Source organism: Brevibacillus sp. NSP2.1 (genome assembly GCF_000470975.2).
GTDB lineage: Bacteria > Bacillota > Bacilli > Brevibacillales > Brevibacillaceae > Brevibacillus > Brevibacillus agri.
Genome location: NZ_CP048274.1, coordinates 1,745,001 through 1,759,983, shown reverse-complemented (window position 1 = coordinate 1,759,983; position 14,983 = coordinate 1,745,001). Strand labels below are relative to the sequence as shown.

Annotated in this window: 14 protein-coding genes, 15 tRNA genes and 2 other annotated features (1 of these 31 running past the window's edge); of the genes, 1 reads left to right on the top strand and 28 read right to left on the bottom strand. The window is 53.5% G+C overall.

Annotated features, from left to right (window positions below; all coding sequences use genetic code 11):
* Nucleotides 1-24: 24 nt before the first annotated feature.
* The 13 genes from ytfJ to M655_RS08615 form a co-directional block, all read right to left on the bottom strand.
* Nucleotides 25-483 (bottom strand): GerW family sporulation protein, encoded by a 459-nt coding sequence (gene ytfJ, locus M655_RS08675; RefSeq protein ID WP_005835438.1) that lies wholly within the window; start codon nucleotides 481-483, stop codon nucleotides 25-27.
* A 116-nt stretch (nucleotides 484-599) separates the two neighbouring features.
* Entirely contained in the window at nucleotides 600-1,265 is a 666-nt protein-coding gene (locus M655_RS08670; protein WP_026557516.1) for a DUF2953 domain-containing protein, read from the bottom strand.
* A gap of 66 nt (nucleotides 1,266-1,331) precedes the next feature.
* Entirely contained in the window at nucleotides 1,332-2,303 is a 972-nt protein-coding gene (locus M655_RS08665) for an S-layer homology domain-containing protein (RefSeq protein WP_026557517.1), read from the bottom strand.
* Between the two features lie 218 nt (nucleotides 2,304-2,521).
* Nucleotides 2,522-3,169, bottom strand: a complete 648-nt coding sequence (gene sleB, locus M655_RS08660; protein WP_025848941.1) for a spore cortex-lytic enzyme — start codon at nucleotides 3,167-3,169, stop codon at nucleotides 2,522-2,524.
* Between the two features lie 101 nt (nucleotides 3,170-3,270).
* Nucleotides 3,271-3,621: a stage V sporulation protein AE gene (gene spoVAE / locus M655_RS08655; RefSeq protein WP_005835433.1), complete on the bottom strand. Its 351-nt coding sequence runs from the start codon at nucleotides 3,619-3,621 to the stop codon at nucleotides 3,271-3,273.
* 16 nt (nucleotides 3,622-3,637) lie between these two features.
* Complete coding sequence (gene spoVAD / locus M655_RS08650; RefSeq protein WP_025848938.1) at nucleotides 3,638-4,642, bottom strand: stage V sporulation protein AD; 1,005 nt, start codon at nucleotides 4,640-4,642, stop codon at nucleotides 3,638-3,640.
* A gap of 3 nt (nucleotides 4,643-4,645) precedes the next feature.
* A complete protein-coding gene (gene spoVAC / locus M655_RS08645) occupies nucleotides 4,646-5,119 on the bottom strand; it encodes a stage V sporulation protein AC (RefSeq protein ID WP_025848937.1) in 474 nt (157 codons plus the stop codon).
* Nucleotides 5,120-5,137: 18 nt separating this feature from the next.
* The gene (locus M655_RS08640) at nucleotides 5,138-5,998 is read right to left on the bottom strand and encodes a DUF421 domain-containing protein (protein ID WP_026557518.1); all 861 of its coding nucleotides are present in this window, start codon (nucleotides 5,996-5,998) and stop codon (nucleotides 5,138-5,140) included.
* A gap of 70 nt (nucleotides 5,999-6,068) precedes the next feature.
* The gene (locus tag M655_RS08635; RefSeq protein WP_005835427.1) at nucleotides 6,069-6,275 is read right to left on the bottom strand and encodes a DUF1657 domain-containing protein; all 207 of its coding nucleotides are present in this window, start codon (nucleotides 6,273-6,275) and stop codon (nucleotides 6,069-6,071) included.
* 155 nt (nucleotides 6,276-6,430) lie between these two features.
* Nucleotides 6,431-6,634, bottom strand: a complete 204-nt coding sequence (locus tag M655_RS08630) for an alpha/beta-type small acid-soluble spore protein (RefSeq protein ID WP_005830919.1) — start codon at nucleotides 6,632-6,634, stop codon at nucleotides 6,431-6,433.
* 54 nt (nucleotides 6,635-6,688) lie between these two features.
* A complete protein-coding gene (locus tag M655_RS08625) occupies nucleotides 6,689-7,843 on the bottom strand; it encodes an MGDG synthase family glycosyltransferase (RefSeq protein ID WP_026557519.1) in 1,155 nt (384 codons plus the stop codon).
* Nucleotides 7,843-8,424, bottom strand: a complete 582-nt coding sequence (locus M655_RS08620; protein ID WP_005830916.1) for a YkoP family protein — start codon at nucleotides 8,422-8,424, stop codon at nucleotides 7,843-7,845. The genes M655_RS08625 and M655_RS08620 overlap by 1 nt, the downstream gene beginning before the upstream one ends.
* Before the next feature lie 74 nt (nucleotides 8,425-8,498).
* Entirely contained in the window at nucleotides 8,499-9,149 is a 651-nt protein-coding gene (locus tag M655_RS08615; RefSeq protein WP_005830914.1) for a TerC family protein, read from the bottom strand.
* Nucleotides 9,150-9,365: 216 nt separating this feature from the next.
* Here M655_RS08615 and M655_RS08610 point away from each other — a divergent pair, with 216 nt between their 5' ends.
* On the top strand, nucleotides 9,366-10,535 hold the full coding sequence (locus M655_RS08610) for a sensor histidine kinase (RefSeq protein ID WP_025848928.1): 1,170 nt from the start codon (nucleotides 9,366-9,368) through the stop codon (nucleotides 10,533-10,535).
* Between the two features lie 527 nt (nucleotides 10,536-11,062).
* Here the strand turns inward: M655_RS08610 and M655_RS08605 are convergent.
* The 15 genes from M655_RS08605 to M655_RS08535 form a co-directional block, all read right to left on the bottom strand.
* Nucleotides 11,063-11,136 (bottom strand) — tRNA-Gly (locus tag M655_RS08605).
* 12 nt (nucleotides 11,137-11,148) lie between these two features.
* Nucleotides 11,149-11,236 (bottom strand) — tRNA-Leu (locus tag M655_RS08600).
* A gap of 29 nt (nucleotides 11,237-11,265) precedes the next feature.
* Nucleotides 11,266-11,342: transfer RNA gene (locus M655_RS08595), tRNA-Pro, on the bottom strand.
* A gap of 11 nt (nucleotides 11,343-11,353) precedes the next feature.
* Nucleotides 11,354-11,427: transfer RNA gene (locus tag M655_RS08590), tRNA-Arg, on the bottom strand.
* Nucleotides 11,428-11,581: 154 nt separating this feature from the next.
* Nucleotides 11,582-11,657 (bottom strand) — tRNA-Gly (locus M655_RS08585).
* A gap of 69 nt (nucleotides 11,658-11,726) precedes the next feature.
* Nucleotides 11,727-11,813, bottom strand: a tRNA-Leu gene (locus tag M655_RS08580).
* A 21-nt stretch (nucleotides 11,814-11,834) separates the two neighbouring features.
* A tRNA-Lys gene (locus tag M655_RS08575) sits at nucleotides 11,835-11,910 on the bottom strand.
* A 7-nt stretch (nucleotides 11,911-11,917) separates the two neighbouring features.
* Nucleotides 11,918-12,002: transfer RNA gene (locus M655_RS08570), tRNA-Tyr, on the bottom strand.
* A gap of 6 nt (nucleotides 12,003-12,008) precedes the next feature.
* Nucleotides 12,009-12,084 (bottom strand) — tRNA-Thr (locus tag M655_RS08565).
* 99 nt (nucleotides 12,085-12,183) lie between these two features.
* Nucleotides 12,184-12,260: transfer RNA gene (locus M655_RS08560), tRNA-Asp, on the bottom strand.
* A gap of 64 nt (nucleotides 12,261-12,324) precedes the next feature.
* Nucleotides 12,325-12,401: transfer RNA gene (locus M655_RS08555), tRNA-Met, on the bottom strand.
* Nucleotides 12,402-12,474: 73 nt separating this feature from the next.
* A tRNA-Val gene (locus tag M655_RS08550) sits at nucleotides 12,475-12,550 on the bottom strand.
* 84 nt (nucleotides 12,551-12,634) lie between these two features.
* A tRNA-Glu gene (locus M655_RS08545) sits at nucleotides 12,635-12,708 on the bottom strand.
* 17 nt (nucleotides 12,709-12,725) lie between these two features.
* Nucleotides 12,726-12,801: transfer RNA gene (locus M655_RS08540), tRNA-Thr, on the bottom strand.
* Nucleotides 12,802-12,808: 7 nt separating this feature from the next.
* Nucleotides 12,809-12,884: transfer RNA gene (locus M655_RS08535), tRNA-Asn, on the bottom strand.
* Between the two features lie 54 nt (nucleotides 12,885-12,938).
* Nucleotides 12,939-14,983, bottom strand: a sequence feature (most likely nonfunctional fraction of RNA operon) (it continues 842 nt past the right edge of the window).
* Nucleotides 13,989-14,130: a sequence feature (23S ribosomal RNA rRNA prediction is too short), on the top strand. (Overlaps the previous feature by 142 nt.)

Here is a 14,983-nt window from a genome sequence, read left to right as displayed (position 1 = left end):
AGGCCGCATACCTGTTTTATTTTCTTATCCCCGGTCTATCAGCTCTTCCAAGTCGTGCTCGTCTACTCTCACCCTTACCGGCTGGGTATGAACAGGTGGTTCCTCCTGCTTTTTAAACAGCGACTGCATCTTGTCCACAAACTGCGGGACCGAATCGAGAATCCGGTCGTACAGATGTGTCGTATTTTCAAGCGGTATGGAGCGGATTCCTTGTTTTCCGACCACTAAAAAGGCAACCGGAGTAATCGAGACGCCGCCCCCGCTACCGCCGCCAAAAGGGTGGCCTGCGATTCCCTGGTGATGCTGGTCGTACTGAAACTCGCTTCCCCCTGCCGCAAAGCCAAATCCTACCTTGGAGATCGGGAGAATCACGCTGCCGTCAGGTGTCTCGACCGGATCGCCAATGATCGTGTTGACGTCGACCATTTGCTTGATGTTTTCCATCGCTGTACGCATTAAGCCCTGAATGGGGTGGTCTGCCATAATAAGCTGCTCCTCCTTCCTGTATGTCTCATCTGTTAACATTCCCCCAACGATTTCAGAGCATGTACTGCTGGCTTTCGTTATTATGCTGAACCTATGAGCAGACTTCTGCTTTTTTACGCCTGCGATGGCGTCGTTTGCCATTTGCGCTGGTTGCTTCTTCTGATCCGCAGCGCAATTTTCAATAAGGACAAAAGAAAATGACCCAAATAAAAATGAAAGACGCAGCGAAACGTCGTCTGGATGACGGCTGCGTTCCAGACTGGCTGGACGCTCATCGCCGGCATCGCCCGCAGCGAGATGGAATGCGACAGGACGCCGACAATCACGCTTTTGACGCCCCAGATGATCCCGGTCAGTGCCCCGGTCTCAGCCGCCTGCCCAGTGCCCAAAAGCGTATGCCACTCCAGCTTGGTGCAGTGAATCTGCTTGCACAAGTCTTTGATGAGCGGCAACAAATCCCGCACCCGATCGACAAGCTCCCGGTAGTTGTGATACAACTCTTTCACTTGCCTGCGGGTAAAGTCTTTGACCTTCTCCTGTATTTTGCTTCCTTGCTGGATCGTGTCCACCTGCGCTACCAACTCCGGGCCGGCAGGAGACACCTTGAACAGCAGCATCGGGATCTCGTATCTTCGGGAAAACAAGCCGTGCCATACCGTAATCTCGACTTCTAGCTGGTCGTCTTCCTCTTTTCGACTGTAGTAACAAGTGATTTTCACTGGCGTGACGGCAAGCAGCGCCAGCAAGGCAAACAATCCGGCAAATACCCAGCCCCACAAAAAAATCCCCCCTTTCCACCGTTAGTATGAGTGGAAAGAGCAGGAAATATGTTCGAAAACTTCGCGTTAATCCAGCACGTACACTTTCACGCCTTGCTTCATGCCGTAGCTGCGGGCTTGCTGCAAGGTCGGCAAATACAGGTCGACATGGCGCTGTTTGACTGCGCCGCCGATGTCGGCCGCGACCGCATAGCCGTAGCCGTCGATATACAGATGGCTTCCCAGCGGAATGACGGACGGATCGACAGCGACGACACCCTCGCGCAGCGGATACTCCAGGTATGAGAGGATCGGCTGGTTCGGATTGCTGTACGCGGTCGTCTGGACGGTCAGCGCTTGCTTGTAAGCGGTTCCGTTAAAAAGCTGCTGCGAACTTTTCGCGGCCTCGCTTTTGACCAGGTGCAGCGCCGCATACGTGGCTGCTTCCGCTCTCGTCATCGCGTTTTTCGGCTTCAAGGTACCGTCTGCATACGGGCTGACCAAGCCTTTTTCCAGCGCGTAAACGAATGCCCGCTGGTAGCTCTTGCCCACGCTTTGCCCATCGGGATACTTGGCCAGTGTCTGGATCGTCGTCGACCATTTCACCTGGTTGACGGCACCGCTTTCGCCCTTGGAGCGAATCAAAATGGACACAAGCTCTTCTCTGGTGACAGGCTCATCAGCCTGCAAAAACAATTGGCTTCCTTGCTTCGTTCCGTGGACGATCCCGAGCCGATAAGCTGTTTCCGCAAAAGGAGCCATCCAACTGCTTGCAGGTATGTCGGCAAACGGCGACTGACTTGTCGTACCCGGCGCAATGCCCTTTGCTTTCACAAACATCGTCACCAGCTCGCCGCGAGTGACAGGATCGTCCGGGCGGAACGACTCGGCGTTGCCAACAGCCCCTGCTATGTAAAGTTTTTCAATTTCTTTTTTGGCCCAATGGTCGGCAATGTCTGTATAAGGTGTCGCATTCGTCTCGTTTGTCTTTGCCTCTGCGACTGGCGTGCCGATGACCAGCAAGGCTGCCAGCGAGGCCAGGATCAGTTGTTTCCTCATCATCATCCTCCAAAAAAGCGATTTGCCATCCTTTCGTTTCATTTTATCGAAACATTTCGGGAACACAATGTACAATTGTTCCCAAATGGCCGCTTGGACAGAAAAATAGCGCTTTGGGCCGGGCAGCCCCGTACACCGGACCCGTTTGCCTTCGTGAAAAAAGGCCCCTGATCGGCGCATGGTGCGCCAAAATCAAGAGCCTTTTGTTCCGTGCTGCGTTATTTGGCGAAAATATGCTTGCCGATCTTCACGACTTGCGGACGAGACCAGATCCATTTGGAGGTGGCGGTCGATGGATTGAAGTAATAGAGCGCACCATTGGTTGGGTCCCAGCCTCTTACTGCTTCCCATGCGGCCCGGTAGGCCGTCTTGTTGGGGCTCAACCAGTACTGTCCATCAATGACCGCAGTAAACGCGTACGGCTCGAAAATGACTCCCTTGAGCGTGTTCGGAAAGTCTTTGGACTTCAGACGGTTCAGGGCTACCGCCGCGACGGCCACCTGCCCGGTAAAGCTTTCTCCCCGCGCTTCTGAATAGACCAACTGGGCGAGCATTTGCATCTCGTTTCGATTGACCGATACTTTTTTTAACGCCCGCCATGTATTTGTACCAGCGACGCCATCGACTGGCAGTCCGTATGCTTTTTGAAACTTTTTGACTGCCTGGACGGTGTTCGCTCCGTAGCTGCCATCTAGCCGGTCCGTATAATACCCCAACAGTTGCAGACGATACTGCAAATCCCACACATCCCCGCTCTCGCTGCCTCGCTTCAAGAGCGGCGCAGCAAAAGATTCAGCAGGGCAAACAAACGCGACGGCAAGCATCGCCGCGAGCAGGGTCGTCAATGTTTTTTTCATCCATGACATGAACATCCCCTCCTTACGCCACCATTCTACTAGCTGGCGAAAGTAGGTTCAATTCAAGCATTTTGGCAGCACAGGTAACATATGACGCGCTTTTTCCTCTTTTAGCCTTTTGGCCGGAAGATCAGGGCCATGAAAAAGCCAAAGACGATCGCCGCCGATATGCCTGCGCTGGTCACTTCAAAAATGCCGGTCACAATGCCGATCAGCCCGTGCTGCTCTGCTTCGGCCATCGCGCCGTGGACGAGGGCATTGCCGAAGCTGGTGATGGGAACGGTAGCGCCTGCCCCGGCAAACTGGACGAGCGGCTCATACAGCCCGAAGCCGTCCAGCACCGCCCCGGCGACCACCAGAGATGACATCGTATGCGCCGGTGTCAGCTTGACGACATCCATGAGAAACTGGCCGATCACACAAATGATTCCCCCTACGAGAAACGCCCATAAAAACGTCATGCTATCACTCTCCAGGTCACTCGGACTCGATGGCCACGGCGTGTGCGACACAAGGGATGCTCTCCCCTTGCTGATACGAGATGGGCGATAGCAGCGCGCCTGTCGCCACCACCAGCATCCGCTTCCATTCGCCTGCGCTCATCCTCCGTAGCAGGTGGCCATATGTAACGGTCGCAACGCAGCCGCAGCCGCTCCCTCCGGACCAGACATTCGGGTTGTCTCCATAGATGAGCTTCCCGCAATCAATGTAGCGCTGCAGCGGCACCATCACGTTATGTTTAGGCAATAGTTCCGACAAAATCGCATGCCCCACTTTCCCCAAGTCTCCCGTTACCACCAGGTCGTAGTGGTCGTGCGGGAGCTGGAAGTCGCGAAAATGCGTTTCGATCGTCGACAGCGCAGCCGGAGCCATCGCCGCCCCCATGTTGAACGGATCGGTCATCCCCATGTCCACGACTCGGCCAATCGTGGCGCCTGCTATGCGCAAGCCTTTACCTTTGTTGCCGACGACCGCTGCTCCTGCTCCCGTAACCGTCCACTGGGCGGTCGGCGGCTTCTGGGAGCCGTACTCTGTCGGGTAGCGGTATTGCTTTTCTGCCGCCCCGTTGTGGCTGGACGTCGCCGCGAGCACGCAGTCCGCCGCCTGGCTGTCCACGAGCTGCGCAGCCAGTGCCAAGCCTTCCATGGCGGTCGAGCACGCCCCGAAAATGCCGAGAAACGGGATCGCCAGCGTGCGGGCGGAAAAGCTGGCGGAAATGATCTGGTTCATCAAATCGCCTGCGAGCAAAAAGTTGATCTGCTCCTTCGCCAGCCCCGCTTTTTCGATGGCTTTCGAGCACGCTTCCTCCAGCAGCACCTTTTCCGCCTTTTCCCAGCTCTCCTGACCGATCATCAAGTCCCCGTGCAGCGTATCGAAATCCTCTGCCAACGGCCCCTGTGCTTCAAATGGCCCGCCGATGGCAGCGTGGCCGAGAATAACCGGCTTGGAGGGAAACACCCACGACTGATGGCCCTGGCGCATGCGTCACCCTCCCATCGTAAACAACTTTTTTAAAAGACCGATGACGAATGCGGCAGCAACACCAAACACAATGACGGAGCCAGCGAGCTTGAACATATTGCCGCCGACGCCCAGCACCAGTCCTTCGCTGCGGTGCTCGATGGCGGCTGAGGTGATCGAATTGGCAAAGCCGGTCACCGGAACGCTCATGCCCGCCCCCGCCCATTGCGCAATCCGGTCGTAGACGCCCAGCCCTGTGAGCAGCGCCGAAAGCAGGATCAGGACAGCGACTGTCGGATTTCCGGCCGTTTTCTCGGTAAAGTCAAAGTATCGGATGAACAGCTCTGTAATCCCCTGGCCAATCAGGCAGATGAGGCCCCCCACGAAAAAGGCGCGGATGAAGTTGCGCACGAGCGGACGCTTAGGCTCATGGCGCATCGCCAACTGCTGATACTCTTGCTGCACGGGGGTCAGATTCTTCTTTTTTTGATCCGCCACTTTTCTCTCACTCCTTTTTTACCGTATCAAAAACGGCTTCAATTGGTCGATGACTTGCTGCAATTGCTCCGCGTCACGCTGATAAGTCTGTTTGGCCTCTTCGCTTTTCGTCGCAAGGGCAAACAGCTCCAGATCGGCCTGGCATTTTTTCAGTGTCGCAAACGTCAGCTTCATCGCTTGCGGGGCGGGCACCTGAATTTTGTCGTCATACAAATCGAGGTACAGCTCGCCGCCTTTGTCGACCTGGCCGAGAAACACGTTCTCCAGCGCCACGCCCGCTTTTTGCAATTGCGTGCGCACCCAACGGCGATTGTAGCCCGCTGTCGCCAACGGCTCGTCCATGATGACGCCATCCATAATGACGACCTGGTTTTCTTCTGCCGGCGACACGGTCAATTCCAACTGCTGCGGCGTCACGGGTTGGTTCTCGGACTTCAAGAGCACGCTCAGTTCCCCGTTTGTCTCCATCAGGGCGAACTCCACGTCCGCTACCCGGAACACGTTTTTGATTCGCAGTTGCTCCAGCAAATCTTCCCCCGTGAGACGTTCCTTTTTCAGATTGTCCTCCAAAATTTTCCCTTCTTTAATAAGAACGGTCGACTTGCCCTCGAAAAAGTCGCGCAGCACCTTGCTTTTGAGCGTCAGCCATTCCATCAGGACAGGGACAATCGCAAAAACACCCATGGCAATCAGACTGTGAACAATCGGTCCGTCCATCTCCGTCGCCATGAAGGCAGCGATGGAGCCGATCGTAATGCCGACGATGTATTCAATGAGCGAAAGCTGCTTGATTTGCCGCTTTCCAATGATTTTCGTCAGAATAAACAAGTATGCCAGCGCTCCCAGCGAGCGTAGCAAAATATTGAACCAGTCAGGCATGCTCCACCTCCGTCAGCCCTTAAAAGAAAAGCCAAGAGAGAGGGAGTCCCTCTCCCTCATTCACAGCAGGCTAGAAGCCTTTGTACTGTGGCTCTTCGTTCTCCAACTCTGTCACGCGTTGCTGCAGGTTGTTCACAATCGTTTGGGTTTGCTCGGCAGCTTCTGTGTACAGTTGCTTCGCTTGCTTGTTTTGCGTGCTAAGCGCGAACGACTCCAAATCTGCCTGCGCACCCTTCAGGCTGGCAAGCGCCTGTTTTACTTGTGCTCCAACTGTCATAATCCTTTCACCTCCCAACACCTATAGAATCAGCCTCTCACGCTGAAAATATGCGGTCGAGTTTGCCGTTTTTTCTGTAACTTGTTTCCAAATAATTCTATATGCATGAAAAAGGAAAGACACCCGCAGGTGCCTTCCCTCATCCAGCTATGCAATTAGCCACGGCCAGCCAATTGTTGTTCAGCGAAGGCAACAAGACGTTTTGTGATCTCGCCACCCACTGAACCGTTTTGACGGGAAGTGGTGTCCGGACCAAGCTGAACGCCGAATTCAGAAGCGATTTCATACTTCATTTGGTCCAGCGCTTGGTTTGCTTGAGGAACCACCAGATTGTTGCTAGAGCGGTTGTTGTTAGCCATCTGTAATCACCTCCTCGTCGTTGGTAGGTTTAATATGTGTGAAGTTTTCGTTGTTCATTCGCCTTTTTCATTTCCAAATTTAGACTCCAGTTGAAAAAGCAGCTCAGCGATATGGGTAGCCGCTGCCGGACGCCTTAGCTTGTCCATCTGCCGGGCGATCCTATCCTTTTGATCGGAGTGGCGCCAGCGCCTGATAATCTCCCGGATTTCCTGCGGCGTACTCGCCAGCACGGCTGCGTTTTGCTGCGTGAGAAAAGCGCTGTTATGCCTTTCCTGACCGGGCAGCGGCTGGTACAGGATCAGCGGCGTCCGCAAAGCGAGCGACTCCGCGCACGTAATGCCTCCGGGCTTGGTCACGTACACGTCTGCCGCGCCAATCCACTGCCACATGCAGTCTTCAAAGCCTTTGACGACAAGCTGGTGCCGCTGGCCGCTGTGCGCTTGCTCTGCCTCCAACTGCTTTTTTAGGCGGGCATTTTTTCCGGTTACCGCGACGACCTGCAGCGGCTCCTCCTCTGTGAGCAAAGCGCGAATGACTTCTTCCATCTGACCGTAGCCGCCCTCGCCTCCGCCGATCAGCACCGTAAAGCGCTCCGGAGCAATTCCCAGCCGCTTTTTCCACTCGTGCCTGGCCGTCTTCTCTGCCAGGCTGAACGCATGGCGGATCGGAATGCCGCAGACGTGAATTTTTTCCGGGCGGATCTGGTAGCGCCGTTGCAGCCGCTCTGCCATCTGCTCATGCGCTACCATATAAGCGTCGATCTGCGGATCTACCCAAAAGCGGTTAATGTGAAAATCAGTCGGCACACTGACCAACCGAAACGGCTTGTCCGCCTTTTTCTTCGCATAGGCAAGCGCCGACAGGCAGTAGGCATGCGTCGCAATTACGACGTCCGGCTGTTCCGCCTGCAGCACCCGCCGAAGCAGTCGCGTCGAGAGCCACCAGCCAAGCGGCTTAGACAGCGACTTTCCCCACATCTCATCCTGTTCGTACATGCTGTGCCAGATGGGCTTGGCGTATTTGAGCATGTTGAAATAAAAAAAACGGGACAGCACGCGCAAACCCGGGCTGGCTGTCTGTAAGCCTCCGATCACCCGGGCTGATTCCGCACCGTCCATTTTTTGCAAAACCTCCTGAAGCGCCTCTGCCGCTACCCGATGCCCACTGCCTGCCCATTCCTCGGTGACCAGTAAAAAACGTTTGGCCATCAAAGCGTATCTCCTGTCGACGCGCCTTGTCCGTAACGCGCAAGCAACAGCTCCTTGGACATGTAGACCCGTTTTAGCGGCATGTCGTGCTTCCACGTCTGCACCCGTCTTTTGCCGTTGGGATGAACCAGCCTGAGCATGAGCCGCAAGTACCAACGCTTGTAGCGGAAAAACCAGTTCATCGGCACGTCCGAGATGGAAAAGCCCAGCGGGGCGACTCCTTTGTGCAGCATGGTTGTGCCTACGATTCCTTTGATTTGCTCCCGCTCCTCCATCGCTTCCAGAAAGGCGGCCAACCTGGGCAGCGACTGCAAAATATGCCTGCGCAACAGCAAGGCGACCCGCAGCTCGTCCTGCACTCCCCGGCAGAGCGTGGCAAAGTAATAGTTGTGAATATGTATTTTCAAAATCAGATCGCCGTCATGAATGGTCCGCTCGTCTGACGTGCGTAATGTCTCCCCCCGATAACGCAAGGGAACGACCCGGAAGATGTTGTTCCCTTTTTCGATGTAGGTAAGTCTGGTGCACCGTTGGTAGATTTCATCCCAGTATCCCCATAGCATTAAGAGATTTGTGTTCATGTGCAACGGTTCCTTTCCAGCGATGTTTACTTTGTTTGTAGTATTCCCCAGTATCGCTTCCTTTCATTACCTCTTCAGGCCCTTTTCATCCGTCCCCACAGCATGATCGCTGCCGAGGCAATGGCCGGGAGCCACATGTGGTTAAGCATCAGCGGATTGATCCATTTCCACACGTACGGGTCTTCGAGACACATGTCCACCGCTGTAAAGGCCAACACCCCGCCGCCGAGAATGACCAGGCCTGGAAAACGGTTCATAAGCCTGGCGACCCATGTGCTTCCCCACATTAACAGCGGAATGCTCATTCCCAGTCCAAGCAAAACCAGCCATATATCGCCATGCGCCGCTCCACCAACCGCCAAAACATTATCCAGGCTCATTACAAAATCCGCCAATATAATCGTTCTGACCGCCTGGCCGATTGTCTGATTATGCGCTACCTCTGTCGTTTCCTCCTGGTTGCTCACCATCAGCTTGATGGCAATCCATAAGAGCAGTCCTCCCCCGACCGCCTTGACAAGCGGAATATCTAGCATCCAGGTCGTCACGCCCGTCAACCCGATTCGCAGGACAACAGCCCCGATCGTTCCATACAGGACAGCACGGCTTCGCTCCCGCAGAGGCAAGCCCCGACAAGCCATACCTATGATGACAGCATTGTCGCTGCTCAACACCAGATCAATCATGAAAATATGCACCAGACCCAGCCAAAAATGCTCTCCCATCCCTGCCTCCCTGGTCCATGTAAATGTTTGTCCATTCTACTTTATGCGACTAGAATCGGACTCATGATTGAATATTTTTCCGAATAAAGGCGTATTTCAGCGGATTTTGTCAATAAAAAAATCCCACAAAAAAACATTTTATCGCGAAATCGGGATAATTATACCTTGTCTAATCTTACCCTTTTCCCTTACGATTTTAGTGGGGTGGATAATGCGATGGTGGAGACTGTGACGCTTAATCTATTGAACGTTTCACGGAAAATTTTAGATTTGGCTCCAAGAATTACTACGATATGGTTACAGGAAATTGTTCGCAGTATGGAAATTCCTGTAACCATTCCTCGTGATTTTGCGGAGAAACGAACTGTGCTCTTAGCCCGTTATCTGGTGGAAGACGTAGATCAGGACATGCAGAACTGGGCACTGGATATGGGAGAGTGGCTGCGTTCGCAGGAGTTCCCCTTTTCCTCCATTTTGCGTACGTATCAGTTGTATCGAAATGTCTTTTGGCGCGTGCTTCAGCCTGAACTGCAACAATGGTCCCTCTCTCCGCAGGAGATGCACTATCTGGAGCGACAACTGGGGAAGGCGATGGATGAGAGTGTGTTCTGGGCTGTCTATCATTTCGAGCAGATGATAAACAAGGAGCTCGTGCAAAAGGAAGAAACGATTTCCTACCTGCACAATGACAAACTGACCATGCTGGGGAAAATCGCCGCCAACATGGCGCATGAGCTGCGCAATCCGCTGTGCGCGATTGAAGGCTTTCTCAAGCTGATTAGCGAGTCTACGCAGGAGCAGGCACAACTGCAGACGTACATTCAAGTCGTGATGCATGAATTCGAAAATTTGCACCGGCAAATAACAGGTTTTCTCAGCTTCTCCAAAAAACCGATTTTAGATGAAATTTTCAAAACTGTCCAAGTTGAGCAACTGCTCGCCGAAGTAGAAACGCTCATTACTCCGCGACTGGTAGGAGAAAACATACGCTTTGAAAAACAAGTCCACTCCTGCGCCCTGGCTTGTTATGAGGAAGGCTTAAAGCAGGTCGTCGTCAATCTGTTGAACAATGCGATCGACGCTGTGCAAAATCGAACAGACAAGTACATCCACGTCATTGCCACCGCTTCGGATGGCTGGCTCTATTTGAGCGTGGAAAACAACGGAGAAATGATTCCTCCCGACATTGTCGAGATTTTGTTCCAACCGTTCTTTACGACCAAGCAAAATGGGACAGGCATCGGTCTGTCTATCTGCAAAAACATTATCGAGAAACATAATGGCACCATCCATTGTGATTCCAACGAAAATCGTACCCGTTTCGTCGTGTCGCTGCCGATTTTATCGCCAGAAGAAGCAGCCGTCCAGGCAGCGGTATCTACGTGAAAGCATTCATTTTCTCCGCTTCTCCGCGCAAAAAAGCCTCCTGAGATTCAGGAGGCAATGCAAGAGATCCGTTACCTATTCGTTCGGTAAGCGACCTTAGCCTTACTGTACACGAAAACATATGTTTCTACCACTGAAAACGTCAGACAGCTTTCGACATCTGTTTTATGCAGCAGTCTGTCCCTCTATAGATGATGAAAACGTTCGTGCTCTTAAGCCCCGTTTGCGGGCGTTTCCTATTGGGCTTGGGCGAATTAGCGAGCTTGGGGCTGGGCCTATACGCACACGCTTGCACACTCGCTTTCGCGCCCGCGTGCAAAAGGACCTGTGGCAAGGCTGAAGCGATATCGCCGCCTCGTCTCACAGGTCTTTTTCTGTGTGTGCGTCCTCCTTGCTTTTGTTCTTGCGTCGCTTTTGCCTCGGCCAAACGGTTCTGCCCAAGCTTGGCCGCAAGCGCTGTTTCGAGCTGAATCATCTTTTTTATTGCAAAAAAGCAGAGAGCCGATTGGTTCCCTGCTTTTTGTGTATGGAGCGGGTGATGGGAATCGAACCCACGCGACCAGCTTGGAAGGCTGGAGTTCTACCATTGAACTACACCCGCATCTGACTTATATGGTGCCGAGGACCGGACTTGAACCGGTACGGGAGAAACTCCCGACAGATTTTAAGTCTGTTGCGTCTGCCCATTCCGCCACCCCGGCAATTTCGTTACGAATCTTTGGGCAAATCATGGTCGGGAAGACAGGATTCGAACCTGCGACCCCTTGGTCCCAAGCCAAGTACTCTACCAAGCTGAGCTACTTCCCGACTGTAAAAAGCGTGCCCTGAGAGATTCGAACTCCCGACCTTTTGATTCGTAGTCAAACGCTCTATCCGGCTGAGCTAAGGGCACATGGTAAACGGAATGTACGACAAGTCTCGCTTCTTCCTGGCGCTGCTGCGTCGATACGCTACCTGCCAAGCCAGATCAGAAGAGCCTGTGACGTGCTTCCTTGTTGTTCTGTGAGGGGTAAACCCGGAACGGGTGAGAGACCCGAGAACATTTATGGAGCGGACGACGGGTCTCGAACCCGCGACCTTCGCCTTGGCAAGGCGACGCTCTACCAATTGAGCTACGTCCGCATTTTGATAAGCTGTGAAATCCCCGTACAATGCTTGAAATACACTACAAGGCTTCGTTTTTTGATTGAATGGTGCGGTCGAGAGGACTTGAACCTCCACGGTGTTGCCACCACTAGAACCTGAATCTAGCGCGTCTGCCAATTCCGCCACGACCGCATATCTACTTGTCAAAAATACTGGTGAGCCATGAAGGACTCGAACCTTCGACCCTCTGATTAAAAGTCAGATGCTCTACCAACTGAGCTAATGGCTCGAAATACTGGTGGGGAGAGACGGATTCGAACCGCCGAACCCTGAGGGAACAGATTTACAGTCTGCCGCGTTTAGCCACTTCGCTATCTCCCCAGTAAGTGGTGCCGGCAATAGGACTTGAACCCACAACCCCCTGATTACAAGTCAGGTGCTCTACCAATTGAGCTATACCGGCATACTATTAAATTATGGCATATCTTTCATGAAAAATCAATGTTTTTTATTTCCACTAAAACATTTTACATTTTCATGAAGGAGGCCACCTTGTAAAAGATGGCGGAGCTGACGGGACTCGAACCCGCGACCTCCGGTGTGACAGACCGGCGTGAACTCCAACTTCACCACAGCTCCATATATGTTGTACCTGCTGGACACTTCATTTCTACATGACCAGGAGGTAGGACTAGAGAAAATTTGGTTGCGGGAGCAGGATTTGAACCTGCGACCTTCGGGTTATGAGCCCGACGAGCTACCGAGCTGCTCCATCCCGCGACGATTTGGACGATCCATTGTCAGCGTTGCCACAGAATGAGGTGCGTTTTGCTGACCATCCATATGTGATTAGTGGTGGAGGCTGACGGGATCGAACCGCCGACCCTCTGCTTGTAAGGCAGATGCTCTCCCAGCTGAGCTAAGCCTCCAAAGTACCCCACAAAGTGAAGAGATTGCGTTTTAGCAACACCGAGTACTTTGCGGGGACCCCAACAACTAGTTGGGTGTATAAGTGACCCGTAGGGGATTCGAACCCCTGTATGACAGCGTGAAAGGCTGCTGTGTTAAACCGCTTCACCAACGGGCCATGTTCATAATCATTTCTGGTGCTCCCGACAGGAATCGAACCTGCGACCTCTTCCTTACCATGGAAACGCTCTACCGACTGAGCTACAGGAGCAAATGGATGGCTCCTCGGGACGGACTCGAACCGCCGACCGATCGGTTAACAGCCGATTGCTCTACCAACTGAGCTACCGAGGAATATGGAAGGACTTATTCCTTCAAAACTGAATACGCATGTTTGCTAAGAAATGTGTGGATAAGTCCTCGACCGATTAGTATTCGTCAGCTCCACGCGTTGCCGCGCTTCCACACCGAACCTATCAACCTCATCGTCTATGAGGGGTCTTACCAGCTTAACACTGTGGGAAATCTCATCTTAAGGGGGGCTTCACGCTTAGATGCTTTCAGCGCTTATCCCGTCCGCACATAGCTACCCAGCTATGCCACTGGCGTGACAACTGGTGCACCAGAGGTGCGTCCATCCCGGTCCTCTCGTACTAAGGACAGCTCTCCTCAAACTTCCTGCGCCCGCGACAGATAGGGACCGAACTGTCTCACGACGTTCTGAACCCAGCTCGCGTACCACTTTAATGGGCGAACAGCCCAACCCTTGGGACCTACTTCAGCCCCAGGATACGATGAGCCGACATCGAGGTGCCAAACCTCCCCGTCGATGTGGACTCTTGGGGGAGATAAGCCTGTTATCCCCAGGGTAGCTTTTATCCGTTGAGCGATGGCCCTTCCATGCGGAACCACCGGATCACTAAGCCCGACTTTCGTCCCTGCTCGACTTGTAGGTCTCGCAGTCAAGCTCCCTTCTGCCTTTACACTCTACGAATGATTTCCGACCATTCTGAGGGAACCTTTGGGCGCCTCCGTTACCTTTTAGGAGGCGACCGCCCCAGTCAAACTGCCCACCTGGCATCGTCCTCTCGCCCGATGAGGGCGACGAGTTAGAAACTCAGTACATCAAGGGTGGTATCCCACCGACAGCTCCACAGAGGCTGGCGCCCCTGCTTCTCAGCTTCCCACATATCCTGTACATGATGCACAAAGTTCCAATACCAAGCTACAGTAAAGCTCCATGGGGTCTTTCCGTCTTGTCGCGGGTAACCTGCATCTTCACAGGTATTATGATTTCACCGGGTCTCTTGCCGAGACAGCGCCCAAGTCGTTACGCCTTTCGTGCGGGTCGGAACTTACCCGACAAGGAATTTCGCTACCTTAGGACCGTTATAGTTACGGCCGCCGTTTACTGGGGCTTCGGTTCAAAGCTTCGCTTGCGCTAACTCATCCCCTTAACCTGCCCGGTGCTGGAAGGTTAAGGGGATGAGTTAGCGCAAGCGAAGCTTTGAACCGAAGCCCCAGTAAACGGCGGCCGTAACTATAACGGTCCTAAGGTAGCGAAATTCCTTGTCGGGTAAGTTCCGACCCGCACGAAAGGCGTAACGACTTGGGCGCTGTCTCGGCAAGAGACCCGGTGAAATCATAATACCTGTGAAGATGCAGGTTACCCGCGACAAGACGGAAAGACCCCATGGAGCTTTACTGTAGCCTGGTATTGGAACTTTGTGCATCATGTACAGGATAAGTGGGAAGCTGAGAAGCAGGGGCGCCAGCCTCTGTGGAGCTGTCGGTGGGATACCACCCTTGATGTACGGAGTTTCTAACTCGTCGCCCTCATCGGGCGAGAGGACCATGCCAGGTGGGCAGTTTGACTGGGGCGGACGCCTCCTAAAAGGTAACGGAGGCGCCCAAAGGTTACCTCAGAATGGTCGGAAATCATTCGTAGAGTGTAAAGGCAGAAGGGAGCTTGACCGCGAGACCTACAAGTCGAGCAGGGACGAAAGTCGGGCTTAGTGAACCGGTGGTTCCGCATGGAAGGGCCATCGCTCAACGGATAAAAGCTACCCTGGGGATAACAGGCTTATCTCCCCCAAGAGTCCACATCGACGGGGAGGTTTGGCACCTCGATGTCGGCTCATCGCATCCTGGGGCTGAAGTAGGTCCCAAGGGTTGGGCTGCTTCTAAGCGAACATCCTGGTTGTCTGGGCAAGTCCACATCGTTTCCCACTTAACGTATACTTGGGGACCTTAGCTGATGGTCTGGGCTGTTTCCCTTTTGACGATGGATCTTAGCACTCACCGTCTGACTCCCGGACATAAGTCATTGGCATTCGGAGTTTGACTGAGTTCGGTAACCCGGTGAGGGCCCCTAGCCCAATCAGTGCTCTACCTCCAAGACTCTCATTCCGAGGCTAGCCCTAAAGCTATTTCGGGGAGAACCAGCTATCTCC